Source organism: Bacillus coreaensis (assembly GCF_050586445.1).
GTDB lineage: Bacteria > Bacillota > Bacilli > Bacillales > Cytobacillaceae > Robertmurraya_A > Robertmurraya_A coreaensis.
Map to the genome: position 1 here is coordinate 43,093 of NZ_JBOCCY010000017.1, position 15,170 is coordinate 58,262.

Sequence of the window (15,170 nt, forward strand, 5' to 3'; positions counted from 1 at the left end):
GGCACGAACTATCTTCTGTTTTTATTTGAAAACAATTTCATGATATTTACAAAACGTTAAAACGAACTTCATGTTTCTCTTTTATAATTAAATAAAATGAAATATCAAGGAGGAGTTCCAATGCGAAGTATGAAGAATTCGGTGATAGGCAATGTGGAAGGAATTTTACGAGATTACGAGGATGGGTACAAATGGGAAGCTTTAGTAAATGAATTATCCTACAGCGATCTTAAACATCTCGTATCTTTAGCGAAAGAGGCCGATCAATATAATAAAGTACTTTCTGACATTGCAACGATTATAAGATCATCAACTGAAAAAGAAACTGTAGAAAAAATAATGATTAAGTTATCGCAATCGTAAAAAAGCTACCAATGTTTGGAAGCTACTCTTTTAGAAAGGTTTATAATTACCACATACAAATTAACTGTACCGTGACTTACGAAGTTTTGCATCAAGGACTAGATTACCGAAAGGAATAAACGCAACAGCAAATGCCGATGTGATCCATACAAAAGACCACCTAATTTTAAAAGTGACATACGCAATCATAAACACATACATGACAAATAACATACCGTGAATCGAACCCACTAATGTGACTACTTCCGGAAACCCTGCGAAGTATTTAAGGGGCATAGCAATAAATATTAAAACGAGCAGAGATACACCCTCTAGTAGACCCATTAGCCGAAATTTTGCGATTGGCGAGTTAAGCATTCTTTTCCCTCCTAGCTTCTAATCCATATTCCCTTCTCAAATGACTATGATAGCCATTTTTACCATTAATAGATATATAATAACATGTTTGTACAATTATCACTGTTAAAAAGTAATAAAAGAAACCAAAGCTCTGAATCCAAGCTATGGTTCACTTTTCTCCCTATTTCTAGAACCTTTTCACATAACCATCATACTCATTTGATAACTGCATTCCCATCTCTTCATATAAGGTCTTAGCCTGAACATTATCTGGAGCCGTCTCTAATTGAACAAAATGGGCATTTCTCTCTTCACAAAACTGAAAAACTTCCTGAATTAATGCTCTTCCGATGCCTTTTTTTCTATAGGATACATCCACAAACAAATCGTTTAGGATGTATCCTTTTTTCATACCAACAGACGAAAAGGTTGGATAAAGCTGCGTGAATCCCACTGCCGTTTCCCCCTCCATCGCTAGAAAAATGATCGACTCTTGATTGACTATTCTTTCTTGAAGAAATTGTCTTGCTCCTTCAAGATTGCTAGTTTGATCGTAAAACATTCGGTAGGCATTGAATAGTATGGTTATTTGCTCTAGTGAAGTTATATCTGCCTTAATAATATCCATATTCCTCTTCCCTTCTTTCAATAAATCTATTTCTATCTTACAATCAATCTGACATAATAAAAGGAACAGTTTTTATCAATTGCGTATGTCAGATGGGAGTTATTGATGAAAGAGTTAGTCTTACAACTAAACGATAAGAGTCCTAAATATAAACAAATTTATGAAAAAATTCGCTCCCTTATTGAAGATGGAGTGATCACCAAAGATACAAAGCTTCCGTCCATTCGTCAGTTAGCTATGATTTTACATGTGAGCAGAAACACCACTCTTATTGCGTATGAGCAATTAATAGCTGAGGGTTATATACGAAGTGAAGAGAAAAAAGGATACTTTGTCGAAGCGTTTGAGCCCATTGATTTACAGGACTCCATTTCAATAGAGAATAACCTTCGCTCTATCGAGACATCAATAAAAGTGAATTTTCGTGCTGGAACCGTAGATCAACATGCTTTCCCCTTAAAAGCTTGGCGAAGATGTAGTAATGATGTGTTAAAGGAAGACATGATTTATACTTACGGAGAAAATCAGGGTGATCCCCTCCTTAGAAATCAAATTTCTAGCTATTTACTTCAATCAAGGGGAATTCAAACCACACCAGAACAAATCATCATCGGCAGCAGCACGCAACAACTACTAATGCACTTATCCCTTTTTCTAAAAAAAGATTTTTCTAGCATTGCCGTTGAAGATCCTGGGTATGACGGAGCTCGGGTAGTCTTTCAACTTCATGGGTATCACCTTCATCCCATAGAGGTTGGTGCAAAAGGGTTTTCACTAAAACAGCTTGAAATGACAGACTCCAAGCTTGCATACATCACTCCGTCGCACCAGTTTCCAACCGGTGTCACCATGCCTGTTCCAGAACGTCAGCTATTACTGAAATGGGCAGACACAAAGAATGGTTTTATTATTGAAGATGATTATGATAGTGAATTTCGATACAAACAACAGCCGATTCCAGCCTTATTATCCTTACAGCCAGGTGCTCGTGTAATTTACCTTGGTACTTTTTCAAAAGCATTTATCCCTTCAATCCGTTTAAGCTACATGGTATTGCCCTCAATTCTAATCAAACCATATGTAAAACAGTTCTCCGGTCTCGAGCAAGGTACCTCGAGCATTCATCAGCGAACGATGGCACGCTTCATGGAACAAGGGTTTTGGGATTCACATATACGAAAAATGCGAACCACATACAAACGGAAGATGCACACACTTGTCACCTGCCTACAGAATACATTCGGAGAGAAGATCGAAATCATTGGTTCTCAATCAGGATTATATGTACTAATTAGATTTCGAGTACCAACAGAGGAGGAACAATTGATTAAACAAGCTCTTTCTCACGGAGTGAAAGTGTATCCTACCTCCAATTACTATGTAACAAACGAACAAAGAACCATACTAAAGCTTGGTTTTAGTAATTTATCAATCGAACAAATCCATTTAGGAGTAAAGTTGCTGAAACAAGCTTGGAGGTTTTAGGCATTTCTCCAAATATTTCCTCATTAAATATTAGTAGACCTTTTTAGAAATGAGGAAATTGCGATGTACAACCTCTATTGTCGAATGTATCAGTTCGCCTATAAAACTGCTGCTCCCTTTTTTAATTGGAGAAAGCCTGAACTTTTAGAAGGAGAAAACAGTCTGATTAAGCTTCCACCACTCCTGAAGCTAAAAGGAATTGGAAGCGTTCTAATTGTAACTGATAAAGGGATAACATCCATGGGATTGCTCGATCGTTTACTGCCTGGGTTAGAAGGAAAAGAAATTGACTATGTTATTTATGACGAAACCATACCCAATCCAACGATAGAAAATATTGAAGAAGCTTTACAATTATATAAAGACCATCAATGTCATGGAATTATCGGCTTTGGCGGTGGCTCTCCAATTGACTGTGCAAAAGGAGTGTCCGCTCGAGTGGCACGACCAGGTAAAACGATACCTGAAATGAAAGGACAACTGAAAGTAAGAAAACCGACTCCTCCACTCATTGCGGTACCAACGACTTCCGGAACTGGGAGCGAAGCAACGGTAGCTGCGGTTATTTCCAACAGTGAAACACACGAAAAATATGCGATTAATGACCATGTATTGATTCCGGATTTGGCCGTTCTCGATCCGTTGCTTACCACGAAGCTTCCCCCACATATCACCTCGACGACGGGTATGGATGCACTCACTCATGCGGTGGAAGCATACATTGGCAGAAGCAATACAGAGGAAACGGTTCAATGCAGCAAAGAAGCGGTTCAATTAATTTTTGAAAATCTATATGAGGCATATTCGAATGGATCAAATATCGAGGCTCGAAAAAACATGCAAAAAGCGTCGTATTTGGCTGGCGTTGCGTTCACTCGTGCGTATGTTGGCTATGTTCACGCCATCGCTCATACATTAGGTGGATTCTACTCAGTCCCTCATGGGCTAGCGAATGCCATCATACTCCCTTATGTGCTAGAGTATTATGGAGAGAGCGTGCATCAACCGTTAGCAGAATTAGCTGATTTGATCGGCATTACCAAAGCAAACGAAACGGACTCTCTTAAAGCCCAAAAATTTATTGATGCTATTAAAAAACTAAACTGGGACATGAATATCCCCAATACATTCGATTGTCTACAAAATCGGGACCTTCCGATCATGGTGGATCGAGCGTTTCGTGAAGCAAACCCGCTATATCCGGTTCCAAAAATATTAGACAAACACGATTTGTTCAGATTATATGAAATGATTAAGGAATAAGTAGGAGTTGCATATATGGAGAACTACCACTCACTCATCTTAAAACAAAAAGCGTTTTTTCGTTCTGGAGCAACAAAGGAATTGAACTATCGAATTCAGGCATTAGAAGCACTTCGAGAGGCCATTCGTAAAAATGAACAGTCCCTTTTTCAAACCTTAAAAGAGGATTTAAATAAATCCGAATTTGAAGCTTATGCAACCGAAATTGGGGTCGTCCTTGAGGAAATTCGTTTTACTCTTAAACATATAACTGACTGGCTCAAGCCAGAAAGAGTAAAAACTCCTGTTAGCCATATTGGTTCGACCAGCTATATTTACTCAGATCCTTACGGTGTCGCTCTCATTATTTCACCATGGAATTATCCGTTTCAACTGGCGATTGCTCCACTTATGGGAGCCATCGCTGCAGGGAACTGTGCGATTTTAAAACCTTCGGAGTTAACACCCAAAACCTCTGCATTGTTAAAAAGAATTATTACTGAACTTTTTCCCGAAGAATATATTGCCGTAGTGGAAGGCGGTGTCGAAGCAAGTCAAGCACTACTTGCAGAGGATGTTGACTACATTTTCTTTACCGGAAGTGTTCCTGTTGGAAAAGTCATTATGGAAGCAGCAGCCAAAAATTTAACTCCTGTTACACTCGAGTTAGGTGGAAAAAGCCCTTGTATCGTCCATCATGATGCAAATATCAAAATCGCTGCCAAACGAATCGCTTGGGGGAAATTTATTAATGCTGGTCAAACCTGTGTTGCCCCCGATTACTTGTATATTCATGAGAGCATTAGAGATGAATTTTTACAGGAATTTCAATTGGCAACTCATGAGCTCTATGGGGAAAAAGTACTTGAAAATCCTGATTACACGCGTATCGTGAGCCAACGACATTTTGATCGATTGCATACCTTTTTGGATAATGGAAATACGTTTATGGGCGGTGGTTCCAATGAGGAAACTTTAACGATTGAACCGACTGTTTTGACAGAAATCACATGGGATGATCCCATTATGCAGGATGAAATATTTGGTCCGATTCTACCTTTCCTTCCGTATCGTGAGCTTACAGAGGTTATTGAAGGGATACATAAACACCCGAACCCTTTAGCACTTTATCTTTTCTCTGAGAATGAGAGCGTACAACAAGAGGTATTACATCATATTTCTTTCGGAGGTGGCTGTATTAATGATACCGTCTACCATCTCGCCTCACCTTATCTTCCTTTTGGTGGAGTGGGCTCAAGCGGAATCGGTGCATACCATGGAAAAGGAAGCTTTGACACGTTTTCTCATCGGAAAAGTGTTCTAAAACAAACAACGAAATTTGATCTACCCTTCCGCTATCCGCATGTAAAGGATGGTTTGAAAAAATTAAAGTGGTTTCTGAAATAATAGGAAAAAAGCCTTTACGCTCCCTAAGTGCGTAAAGGCTTCCCGAAATCGCATTATCAACCCGTTTGGCCGTACCCATCTTGTTGTCCACTAGAAAAAAGTAGCTCATGAATAGAAACCAATCGGATATCAAACTTATAATTTCTATTGCGTATCTCTACCATTCCATTCTTGTAATCGTGCATAATTATGTAATCTTGATTTCTATGTACGACCTTTGTTCCTTCCAAAGAACATCCCCTCCTAGTTGATAAAATGAGATTTCTTAGATATATACCCTTTATACTATTTGTTAAACATTCATTTTAAAATTAATCTACTATTTTATAAAAATTATTGAAATACATAACATCTTCACTGTACCGGCTGTTTCCCTCGTGTTCACATTTTAATCAATAAGCTTTTAACACTTTGTGAACAACATCACAAACCTATGTTTTTCTTTATAGTCACGGTGTATATTATGAATATAGAAACACAAAAACATTTATTCGAAAGAAGGAATCATTTATGTTTAATCAATTATTAAGAGAAAATAAGATTGTTGCTGGTCTATTGACCGTATTACGTGTATACCTGGGATTTGCTTGGATGACCGGTGGCTGGGGAAAAATAACTAGTGGTGGTTTTGATGCTGCAGGTTTTCTAAAAGGCGCAATCGCTAATCCAGTTGCAGGTCCAGATGGTGTTGTGTATAGCTGGTATGTAACTTTCCTAGAAGGCGTTGCCTTACCAAATATTGATTTATTTAACTTCTTAGTACCTTGGGGAGAATTCTTAGTTGGTTTAGGTTTAATCCTTGGATGTTTCACAACTGCAGCTGCCTTTTTCGGAGTATTAATGAACTTTGCTTTCATCCTTGCTGGAACTGTATCTCATAACCCAACTGATATCTTAATGGGCTTCATTCTTATCGTAGCTGGTTACAACGCAGGAAGATTTGGTTTAGATTATTATGTTCTGCCTATCATCCGCAAAGCATTTAACAAAAAAGCAAATCCACTTCATCAAGAAGCATAATCTGAGAATCCCTTACTAATCATTTGTAAGGGATTTTCTTATTTCTCAATAAAATAGGAGCCCTAAATTTTTAGGACTCCTTCTATTTATTAAATCTTAAACTTTCTAACGAGTTCCTGAAGGTTTTCAGCCATTTCTGATAGTGATTTGGCTGATAAGCTTACTTCTTCAAGAGATGCCAGTTGTTCCTCAGTGGACGCCGCCACATTTTCTGAAGATGACGCGTTTTCCTTTGCGATTTCAGATAATTCATAAGATGTGTCTGTTACATTTTTGACTTCTGCAGTGATTTGTTCTGCTATTCGAGATACTTCTTCAATTTGAGGGGCCATGACTCTGACCCCATTGAGAATCTCGTCAAACTTCTCAATCGTTTTATTAGACACGAGTATTCCGTCTTGCACACTCTTTGTTGCGAGTTGCATCGTTTCTACCGATTTCTCTGTATCTTCTTGAATCGCTTGAATGAGTTCAGCTATTTGACTTGCTGAGCTTTGCGATTGATCAGCCAGTTTACGAACTTCATCTGCCACCACAGCAAAGCCCTTCCCTTGCTCACCAGCTCTTGCTGCTTCAATCGCAGCATTTAACGCTAACAAGTTCGTTTGATTAGCAATATCACTTATCACACCAATAATCTCATTTACTTGCTTCGAACGGTCGTAAAGTGATTTAATAATCACATCTGAACTTTCTACTTGCCTATGAATCTCGTTCATTTGTGTTACCGTATGTTGAACCGACTCTCCACCTTCTTCAGCATGTTTCACCGCTTGTTGTGTGAGTGCATTTACCTGAATAAAGTTGGTTGTCATGGTTTCCATTCCTTGACTAATTTCATTCATTGTACTTACCGTTTGATCGATTCCGATTGTTTGACTTTCCGCGCCACTCGCTACTTGTTGGATAGAGTATGCGACCTGTTTCGTAGCCATCGTTGTTTCATCAGAGGATGCTGTTAATTCTTCTGCTGCTGCCGCAACTTGCTCTGTGTTCATATCCACCTGTGTAATAATTTGTTTTAGATTGTCAGTCATATTTTTGAAAGAAACAGCCAACTCTGCAATTTCATCCTTGCCTTTAACTTCAATCTCGTGTGTTAGATCCCCTTCGCTTATTGCTAATGTACTGCCAACTAAACGACGAATTGGTTGTACAATGGAACGGATGATGAAGAACGTTACGACTGCACCGATTATTAGAGCAATCACCACGGTGATTAATGTTTTGTTAAAAATTGGTGAGGCACTATTTTTTATTTCACTAGTATACATCGTGCCACCGATTTTCCAGCCTGTGAGTTCGTTTGTTGTAAAACTCATTTTTTTATCTTGGGAGTCTAATTCATAGTCAAACTCACCTTTATTGCCTTCGTACATTTTTTGATAATAAGCTTGCTCCATGAGTGTTCCAGGCTCTACCGCTGGGTGGTAAATCATATTCTTTTCTCTTCCAAGAAGAATCACATAGCCTTCATTTCCGATTTTAATTTTACCTGCTGACTGTGTAATATTCCCAATCAATAAGTTAATTCCGATAACACCACTACCGTCATCTGTGGTTCTCGCTACAGTAATGACCATTCCACCTGAAGAAGCTTCATATGGATCTGTGATGATGACTTGCCCTTTATTCGCCATTGCTTCTTGATACCACGGACGTTGTCTGGGATCATAATCTGCAGCAAGTTCTTTCCTTGGATTTTGAATCATCAATCCGTCTGTTGTTCCTAAATAGATACTGACAGTTTCAGGATGCAAATTGGTATATTGTTCTAATTTAACACGTAGTTCTGGGCTATCTTCACCCTTAACCAAGTCAGATGTGACCGTTTTGGCAAACGTTTCTGCATCATGTACTTTTAGGCTAATAGTACTTGTAATAAATGAGTCTAGTAACATAATACTTTCTATGGAAGTAGACATCATTTGTTTTTCAATTTCCTGCTTAGCACTTGAATACGCAAGCGTACCAATAATGGTTGATGGTAATAAAAGAATACCTAACGAAAACAAAATGAGTTTCGTTCTAATTTTTAGTGAGACTAATTTTTTCAACAAGTTAAACCCTCCAAGATGATTTATTTTAATAATGTCACTATGTATATCGGTTTAACTACTACAATGATTAGTTTAATATTTATCCAATTTGTGAACAGGAGGTTCAGAAAATGTCACATCCAAATAAACGATCTTCTAACTATCCATTAATGACCAGCATTTTGTTCTGGTGTGGGTTAGTCGTTTTATCTAGTATGTACGTGACCATCCCTTTAGCCACTGTATTGTCTGATACGTTTCACAAAAGCATGACTGAGGTGGCTTGGCTCGCAAGTTGCTATTCGATTTGTTATGCGATTGGATGTTTACTTTACGGTCCATTTTCCGATCGTTATGGACGAAAAATATTTTTAGTGACGAGCATTAGTCTTTTAACAGTGATCACCTTTGCAATAGGTTTTGTAGACAATTTTTATATACTACTCCTACTGCGTGGGTTACAAGGACTTATTTCTGCTGCCTTTGCTCCAATCTCCTTGGTGTATGCAGGGGAAATGTTTCCACCTAAAAAAAGGTTAACAGCTGTTGGATTTGTCAGTTCTGGACTTTTGATGGCAGGAGTTGTGGGGCAAGTGTATAGTGGACTAGTCAATGAAATTTGGAGCTGGCAGGCTATATTTTTCCTGTTGGGGATTCTTTATTTCCTTACACTTATTCTCATTATTGTCTTTTTGCCAAAAGATGAGATGACCAGACCTCATGTACATATGCTTGAAGCATTCAAAAAAATGACCTTATTAGGAAAGCAACCTCAGCTTTTACTCGCCTTTTATATTACATTCTCCCTATTGTTATCATTAGTTGGTATGTATACGATTCTAGGTAGCTATTTGTCTGTTCAATTTGGCCTTACAGAAAAAGAAATCTTATATGTTCGTGCCGCTGGAATCATAGGAATGCTCTTATCACTTTTTGCAGGAAGAATGGCACAAACACTAGGAACAACGATGATCCTTAAAATAGGATTGGCTCTTGCTGCTGCCGGACTGTTCGGCATAGGAGTAAGTCCGTCCCTCCCGTTCATTATTTTTGCTAGTATCATTTTTGTTTTAGGAATTGCAACAGCCAATCCCATTGTTATCTCCATTGTGAGCCAACTAGCCGGACATGCAAGAGGCAGTGCCGTTTCGTTCAATGCCTTTATTTTATTTGTTGGAGCGAGTACTGGACCCATTTTGGCACTGAGCTTAATTGATACAGGAATTTACTTGTTATCCTTTAGTACATTAGGATGTATTTTGCTGGCTGGTTTTTTCCTTTCCTTCTTTATAAAAATGACTTCTTCAGCACATGTTACGTTTACTGCAAGTAATTAGTATTTGTTATATTAAATTCAAAACAATAATGAAAAGGAATGAGAATATGCTTTCAAAAAGTATTACCCATCAGGAGGAATTACAAAAAGCTTTATCTATTAGAGAAAAGGTTTTTGTTGAAGAACAAGGTGTGCCACATGAGGAAGAATTTGATCAGTTTGATACTTTAGGGGAAGATTGTGTACATATTTTAGTATATTTTCAAGAAGAAGCCGTAGGTACTGGACGCATCAGATTTGTCGACCATTTTGGCAAATTAGAAAGAATTTGTATATTAGAAGAATATCGGAAATATGGACTAGGAAAAGTAATTATTTCAGCACTAGAAGAGATCGCCCTTAAAAAAGGCATGACACACGCAAAATTGCATGGTCAAACACAAGCAGAGGGCTTTTATAAAAAACTAGGCTATCACACCGCCTCCGATGTTTTTACGGAAGCAGATATCCCTCATGTTTTAATGATAAAAAATTTAACACAATCATTACTTTAAACAAGAAAGCGTATTGCTGTGGGATAAGCAATACGCTTTCTTATTGACGCGGGGCGAATAAGATAATGGAAGCACCTAATAAGCATATGCCAGCTCCGACCCAATCATATAAATCAGGTGTTTTTTTATCCACTCCCCATCCCCATAGCACGGAAAGGACGATAAACACTCCTCCATACGCGGCATAGATTCGACCAAAAGAAGGAAAAGATTGAAATGCAGCAATCACCCCATACAGAGCTAATGTGATTCCACCAACTATCCCCCAATACGCAGGCTTTCCCTCCCGTAGCCAAAGCCATATTAAGTAGCCACCACCTATTTCAGCTACTCCTGCACATATAAACAAAATGATTGCACTGATAATTGGAACCACTTCCTGTTTTTTGTTATGAATGATTATTATATTTCTTTTCGTATTTTATAGTAAATAAAATTAATACAGGGACAAGGATTACCGTTGGAAGAAACCACAGGAAAAGACTCGATGACGGGATGTTTAATAGTCTAGGAGCGCCAAAAACAGTAAATGCTGTTACTGTCGAAATACTGCAGGCAATCATTCCACTTAAATGTTCAAAAAGCCAATGCATGTTTTTAACCGGTTTTCGTAACCAATAATAAAGTTGCGAACCCCCTAGAAATACACCTAATAGAGGAAAATATGTAATCAATGAAGTTCCAATCTTAAACCCGTACCATGCGATACCTATACCTGAAATCAATAATAAAGAACTGACGAATAAGTCGATCCAACTTCGATGTCGTTCCTTCCTCTTTTTAAAGCGAAGCACCCTAATTCCATACCAACAAGTAGCCCCGCTTAATATAGAAATAAAAATTAAAAACCATGAAAAGGAGACTTTTGTAGCATCTGCGGTTTCATCAAATAGGACACGGTAACAACCCATATAAAAAGCAGAAAACGACACGAATGCCATGGCAAATACATACACCCATCCGACTTTATTGTGTACCTTCCCACCTTTTTTCGTAACTAACGGGATCCAAAATAGAATTAATGCTAAAAACCCAGCAGCAATATGTAAAATCCGAAACAATGAGAAAGCTTCCAAACAATTCCCCCCTAAAGCAAGATTAGTTGATTATAAGTATATCAATATAGCTAAATTTTTGATGCAAATATTTGTAATTTCTTTGTTAAATAGAGGGGAACTGTTTTAGTAGCTACTTTGAGAACCAAAAAAACTACTCTACCGGTACATACCCTGAACGCTCAACAATTTCCTGCCCCTGTTTTGATAGTATCCATTGAAGAAATTCTTCAAGATGAGGGTTTTGGCTGTTACCTGTAATTGCGAAGAAATTAGCAACAATTGGATACTTCTCTTTTTGAATATTTTCTTTTGTCGGTAGCACTCCATTAACGGCAATATTTTTAATTTTACCATTTTGTACCATATTATCAGAAAAATGTCTGAAAGAGTAACCGATAGCGTTTGGACGATTTTGATAATTACTTGTTTCGCGAATGATGCCTCCCATACCTGAGACGATATCTTTTGATGGAGGATCCATAATGGGTGTTTCTCCCATAAAATTGATTAATGCTGATTGACTGCCACTTCCTTCTGGTCGTTGGAAGGCACGAATTTCTTCGTCTTTCCCTCCTACTTCCTTCCAGTTGGTGATTTCTCCTGCATAAATTCCTTGAAGCTCCTTAATTGATAGCTCTTCTACTGGATTGTCTTTGTGAACAAAAAACACAAAGGCTTCTCTTCCAATCGGAATTAAAGTTAGTTCCACTTCTTGAAGTCTAGCATAGTCCATTTGTTCCTCAGACGGGTGAGCCATAAAAACCATATCAACCTCACCATTAACTAAACGCTCAAACGCATAACTCGTTTGAGTGGAAACCACTTCACTTTCATCTAATGAATACTCTTTTTCCGGGTAAACGGCTTGAACAAATCCTGCATATACCGGATAAAGGGCAGTTGCCCCATCAAGTGTTGGAAGATCTCCTTCAATTTGAAACGTAGAAGCCTCATCTAACGTTACAACCTTGGAGTTTTCAACAAACGGACGATACTGAGACAAATCCACATCTTGTGTACTTACCACTTCCAGACTCTTCAAATAGTATTGATACCCTTCAAAGCCACCAACCGTACATAGAGTAAGAGCCAGAAATCCAATTGAGATTCGTTTTACTACCTTTTTCTTCAATTGATCATATATACCGAGTATCGAAATAACGATCAAACCAAGTACCACAATCGGTGTAAAAATAGGATAAAATTCAGAAGATCTTGAAATCGTTAGAATAATGGTTCCATAAAATCCTATAAATCCAAAAACGAGTACAACTACAAACGCTCCAAATAACCTCATAATTCCCTCCTGATTTACAAATAGTGTATTTTTACACTAATTATAGCTATATTTCCAATCGAAGGGAAGATGATTTGGAAAATTTTATTAACAATTATAAAACCTTCCAACTAAATACTGTTGGAAGGTCTTACTCCACTATTTTCTTTTTTAAAATGACTTCAATCTCTTTTGCGGGAAGTGGCTTACTAAAGAAATATCCTTGCGCTAAAAAACAGTTATTTTCTTTTAAGAAAGACATTTGTTGTTCATCTTCCACTCCTTCAGCAATGACTTGAAAACGTAACCGATTGCCCAGTTCGATAATTGTTTTTACAATCTCTTCTCCGTCCTTATGCTGATTGATTTCATCAATGAAGGATTTATCAATTTTTAATTTATCTATTGGAAAATGTCTTAAGTAGTTTAGTGAAGAATACCCCGTCCCAAAGTCATCTATTGCAAATTTTACCCCTAGATCTTTAATTTCTTTCATAATGCTCAATGCTTGATCCACATTGCTAGTTACACTTTCGGTAATTTCTAGTTCAAGAAATCTCGGGGGTAGTTCAGAATCTTTTAGTATCTGATTGACGGAAGCAACAAAGTTTTTCTCACGAAATTGTAAAGGAGACACATTAACTGATACACTATCAATCGGTAAACCTAGGTCAATCCATTGCTTACACTGAGCACATGCGGTTTTTAATACCCACTTTCCAATCGAGAAAATGAGGCCTGTCTCTTCGGCAAGGGGGATAAATTCTGCTGGAGAGATAAACCCATATTCAGGGTGCTTCCACCGAATCAATGCTTCTAATCCGATGACTTGATTAGATACAAGATCTACCTGAGGTTGATAATGTAGGCTCAATTCATTATTGTTCAAGGCATTACGCAATCCATTTTCTAATTCCATTCTCCATCGATGACTTAAATTCAGAGAAGATGTGTAATATTGATAATTATTTTTTCCATTTTCCTTTGCATTGTACATAGCAATATCTGAATTTTGGATTAGCGCCTCTACATTTTCGCCATCTTTTGGATAGATACTTATTCCGATACTGGTTGAAATGAACATTTGTCGGCCTTTAATGATGAAGGGAGAGGCTAACATAAAGATGATTTTTTCTGCTGTTTCAGACACTTTAGACCGATTATCAGTTTCGAGGACAATAATAAACTCATCTCCTCCATAACGGAAGATTCTTCCTTCTTCACCTACAGAGTTCGTAAGTCTTGTAGAAACTTTCTGCAATAATAGATCCCCAAAACTATGTCCATACGTATCATTAATCATCTTAAAACGATCTAAATCCAAAAACATGACAGCAAAGCTTTGACCGCTCTTTTCGTTTCTTGTTACCGCTTCATTTAAATGTTCATAGAGAAGATTGCGGTTGGCCATGCCGGTTAATGAATCATAGTATGCTAATAATTGTACTTGTTCCTCTGCCTTTTTCCGTTTTGAAATATCTCTTATGATGACCTGAACGGCTTCTTCCCCTTCATATGTTGTTAAAAATGCCATAATATCCGTAAAAATTACTGTTCCATCTAGTTTAAGGATACGATATTCACTAATTTCCGATATGCCCTTTTTCACTTGTTTCATTTTTTCAATAGCCTGGTTTATATCCTCAGGATATATAAAATCTAGGACATCTCTCCCGATGACTTGCTCAGAGTTATGAGCTCCAATTAACTCTACGCCTGCTTGATTCACATAAATGATTTCTCTATTTATATGAATCAATGTTGTTTCAGGAGAAAATTCTACTAGTTTCCGGTACCGTTCTTCGCTTTCTAATAAATCTCTTTCAGCTCTATCACGTTCGGTAATATCTTGAACAATAACGATATAACGGCCTGTATCCTTTTCGTCAGCGATGGACACACCTTTTCCTGCAAGAAGAATGGTTCTACCACTTTTGTTCTTGATTTTAAATTTTATTGGTACATTATGATTTTTTTGTATATAGCTGTACCTTAATTTAGTTATCTCTTCTTGGCTGAATATTTCTTTTACTGTTTTTCCTATGTAATCCTGTGGCTGATAGCCAACAATAGATTGGAGCGATGGAGAAATGTACTCGAATTTACCATTCCGATCAATCACCAATATTAAATCAGAAGCATTTTCAACAATGAGCCTGTAATAACGCTCATCTTTAATAATATCTTTAATTATTTTTTTCAATAAATTATAAAAAACAAAACCGCTAAAAATGATAAAAACCAAGGCTTTTGACGTATTCATCCATTCAGAAATATAACTTAGGTTCCTTGTGAAAAAATAATCGGATAATGAAACCCACAAGCAGCTTATGGTGATATACAAAATGACAAAGTGTAATGCTGCTTTTTTTGCTACTCCCCAATCCTTCCACATGCAGACACCATTTCCCTTCACAAAACCACAACGTATATTTTCTATTATTTGTATTATCTCTTTAATAATGCAAAAAACTGGATAGACC

Annotated in this window: 15 protein-coding genes and 1 pseudogene; 7 read left to right on the top strand and 9 right to left on the bottom strand. The window is 37.5% G+C overall.

All coding sequences use genetic code 11. From position 1 onward, the window contains the following. Window positions 1-120 precede the first annotated feature (120 nt). Entirely contained in the window at window positions 121-363 is a 243-nt protein-coding gene (locus tag ACQ5H4_RS19485) for a hypothetical protein (RefSeq protein ID WP_430776648.1), read from the top strand. 60 nt (window positions 364-423) lie between these two features. Here the strand turns inward: ACQ5H4_RS19485 and ACQ5H4_RS19490 are convergent, their stop codons facing one another. Beyond that, window positions 424-720, bottom strand: coding sequence for a DUF3817 domain-containing protein (locus ACQ5H4_RS19490; protein WP_430776649.1), 297 nt, complete (start codon window positions 718-720; stop codon window positions 424-426). Between the two features lie 169 nt (window positions 721-889). Beyond that, the gene (locus ACQ5H4_RS19495) at window positions 890-1,330 is read right to left on the bottom strand and encodes a GNAT family N-acetyltransferase (protein ID WP_430776650.1); all 441 of its coding nucleotides are present in this window, start codon (window positions 1,328-1,330) and stop codon (window positions 890-892) included. 105 nt (window positions 1,331-1,435) lie between these two features. On the opposite strand from ACQ5H4_RS19495, the gene pdxR reads away from it, so the two are divergent. The 3 genes from pdxR (at window position 1,436) to ACQ5H4_RS19510 (ending at window position 5,464) form a co-directional block, all read left to right on the top strand. Beyond that, complete coding sequence (pdxR, locus tag ACQ5H4_RS19500) at window positions 1,436-2,815, top strand: MocR-like pyridoxine biosynthesis transcription factor PdxR (protein ID WP_430776651.1); 1,380 nt, start codon at window positions 1,436-1,438, stop codon at window positions 2,813-2,815. Window positions 2,816-2,878: 63 nt separating this feature from the next. Next, window positions 2,879-4,078, top strand: a complete 1,200-nt coding sequence (locus ACQ5H4_RS19505; protein WP_430776652.1) for an iron-containing alcohol dehydrogenase — start codon at window positions 2,879-2,881, stop codon at window positions 4,076-4,078. A 15-nt stretch (window positions 4,079-4,093) separates the two neighbouring features. Then, the gene (locus ACQ5H4_RS19510) at window positions 4,094-5,464 is read left to right on the top strand and encodes an aldehyde dehydrogenase (RefSeq protein WP_430776653.1); all 1,371 of its coding nucleotides are present in this window, start codon (window positions 4,094-4,096) and stop codon (window positions 5,462-5,464) included. 56 nt (window positions 5,465-5,520) lie between these two features. On the opposite strand, the gene ACQ5H4_RS19515 is transcribed toward ACQ5H4_RS19510, so the two are convergent. Further along, the gene (locus ACQ5H4_RS19515; RefSeq protein WP_430776654.1) at window positions 5,521-5,694 is read right to left on the bottom strand and encodes a hypothetical protein; all 174 of its coding nucleotides are present in this window, start codon (window positions 5,692-5,694) and stop codon (window positions 5,521-5,523) included. 280 nt (window positions 5,695-5,974) lie between these two features. Between ACQ5H4_RS19515 and ACQ5H4_RS19520 the strand changes: the two genes are divergently transcribed. Further along, window positions 5,975-6,484 (top strand): DoxX family membrane protein, encoded by a 510-nt coding sequence (locus ACQ5H4_RS19520; RefSeq protein ID WP_430776655.1) that lies wholly within the window; start codon window positions 5,975-5,977, stop codon window positions 6,482-6,484. A gap of 89 nt (window positions 6,485-6,573) precedes the next feature. On the opposite strand, the gene ACQ5H4_RS19525 is transcribed toward ACQ5H4_RS19520, so the two are convergent. Then, window positions 6,574-7,521, bottom strand: a complete 948-nt coding sequence (locus ACQ5H4_RS19525) for a methyl-accepting chemotaxis protein (protein ID WP_430776683.1) — start codon at window positions 7,519-7,521, stop codon at window positions 6,574-6,576. After that, a pseudogene (locus ACQ5H4_RS19530) lies at window positions 7,513-8,544 on the bottom strand (cache domain-containing protein); the annotation flags it as partial. The pseudogene ACQ5H4_RS19530 and the gene ACQ5H4_RS19525, both read right to left, overlap by 9 nt. Before the next feature lie 110 nt (window positions 8,545-8,654). Between ACQ5H4_RS19530 and ACQ5H4_RS19535 the strand changes: the two are divergent. Both ACQ5H4_RS19535 and ACQ5H4_RS19540 read left to right on the top strand, forming a co-directional pair. After that, window positions 8,655-9,860 carry an MFS transporter gene (locus tag ACQ5H4_RS19535; protein ID WP_430776656.1) on the top strand — a complete coding sequence of 402 codons (1,206 nt, stop codon included), beginning with the start codon at window positions 8,655-8,657 and terminating at the stop codon, window positions 9,858-9,860. Between the two features lie 46 nt (window positions 9,861-9,906). Further along, window positions 9,907-10,353 (top strand): GNAT family N-acetyltransferase, encoded by a 447-nt coding sequence (locus tag ACQ5H4_RS19540; protein WP_430776657.1) that lies wholly within the window; start codon window positions 9,907-9,909, stop codon window positions 10,351-10,353. A gap of 40 nt (window positions 10,354-10,393) precedes the next feature. Here ACQ5H4_RS19540 and ACQ5H4_RS19545 read toward each other — a convergent pair whose 3' ends face one another. The 4 genes from ACQ5H4_RS19545 to ACQ5H4_RS19560 form a co-directional block, all read right to left on the bottom strand. Further along, window positions 10,394-10,720, bottom strand: a complete 327-nt coding sequence (locus tag ACQ5H4_RS19545; protein ID WP_430776684.1) for a YnfA family protein — start codon at window positions 10,718-10,720, stop codon at window positions 10,394-10,396. A gap of 22 nt (window positions 10,721-10,742) precedes the next feature. Then, window positions 10,743-11,429: a DUF2306 domain-containing protein gene (locus ACQ5H4_RS19550; RefSeq protein WP_430776658.1), complete on the bottom strand. Its 687-nt coding sequence runs from the start codon at window positions 11,427-11,429 to the stop codon at window positions 10,743-10,745. Window positions 11,430-11,562: 133 nt separating this feature from the next. Beyond that, window positions 11,563-12,708: a PstS family phosphate ABC transporter substrate-binding protein gene (locus ACQ5H4_RS19555; RefSeq protein ID WP_430776659.1), complete on the bottom strand. Its 1,146-nt coding sequence runs from the start codon at window positions 12,706-12,708 to the stop codon at window positions 11,563-11,565. Between the two features lie 130 nt (window positions 12,709-12,838). After that, window positions 12,839-15,082 carry a sensor domain-containing protein gene (locus tag ACQ5H4_RS19560; protein ID WP_430776660.1) on the bottom strand — a complete coding sequence of 748 codons (2,244 nt, stop codon included), beginning with the start codon at window positions 15,080-15,082 and terminating at the stop codon, window positions 12,839-12,841. Window positions 15,083-15,170 lie beyond the last annotated feature (88 nt).

Bases quoted from the DNA above. Each gene is read 5' to 3' on its own strand.
- ACQ5H4_RS19510 (WP_430776653.1), top strand. From the start codon at position 4,094: ATGGAGAACTACCACTCACTCATCTTAAAACAAAAAGCGTTTTTTCGT.
- ACQ5H4_RS19485 (WP_430776648.1), top strand. From the start codon at position 121: ATGCGAAGTATGAAGAATTCGGTGATAGGCAATGTGGAAGGAATTTTA.
- ACQ5H4_RS19490 (WP_430776649.1), bottom strand. From the start codon at position 720: ATGCTTAACTCGCCAATCGCAAAATTTCGGCTAATGGGTCTACTAGAG.
- ACQ5H4_RS19540 (WP_430776657.1), top strand. From the start codon at position 9,907: ATGCTTTCAAAAAGTATTACCCATCAGGAGGAATTACAAAAAGCTTTA.
- ACQ5H4_RS19520 (WP_430776655.1), top strand. From the start codon at position 5,975: ATGTTTAATCAATTATTAAGAGAAAATAAGATTGTTGCTGGTCTATTG.
- ACQ5H4_RS19495 (WP_430776650.1), bottom strand. From the start codon at position 1,330: ATGGATATTATTAAGGCAGATATAACTTCACTAGAGCAAATAACCATA.
- ACQ5H4_RS19560 (WP_430776660.1), bottom strand. From the start codon at position 15,082: ATGTGGAAGGATTGGGGAGTAGCAAAAAAAGCAGCATTACACTTTGTC.
- ACQ5H4_RS19555 (WP_430776659.1), bottom strand. From the start codon at position 12,708: ATGAGGTTATTTGGAGCGTTTGTAGTTGTACTCGTTTTTGGATTTATA.
- pdxR (WP_430776651.1), top strand. From the start codon at position 1,436: ATGAAAGAGTTAGTCTTACAACTAAACGATAAGAGTCCTAAATATAAA.
- ACQ5H4_RS19505 (WP_430776652.1), top strand. From the start codon at position 2,879: ATGTACAACCTCTATTGTCGAATGTATCAGTTCGCCTATAAAACTGCT.
- ACQ5H4_RS19525 (WP_430776683.1), bottom strand. From the start codon at position 7,521: ATGACTGACAATCTAAAACAAATTATTACACAGGTGGATATGAACACA.
- ACQ5H4_RS19535 (WP_430776656.1), top strand. From the start codon at position 8,655: ATGTCACATCCAAATAAACGATCTTCTAACTATCCATTAATGACCAGC.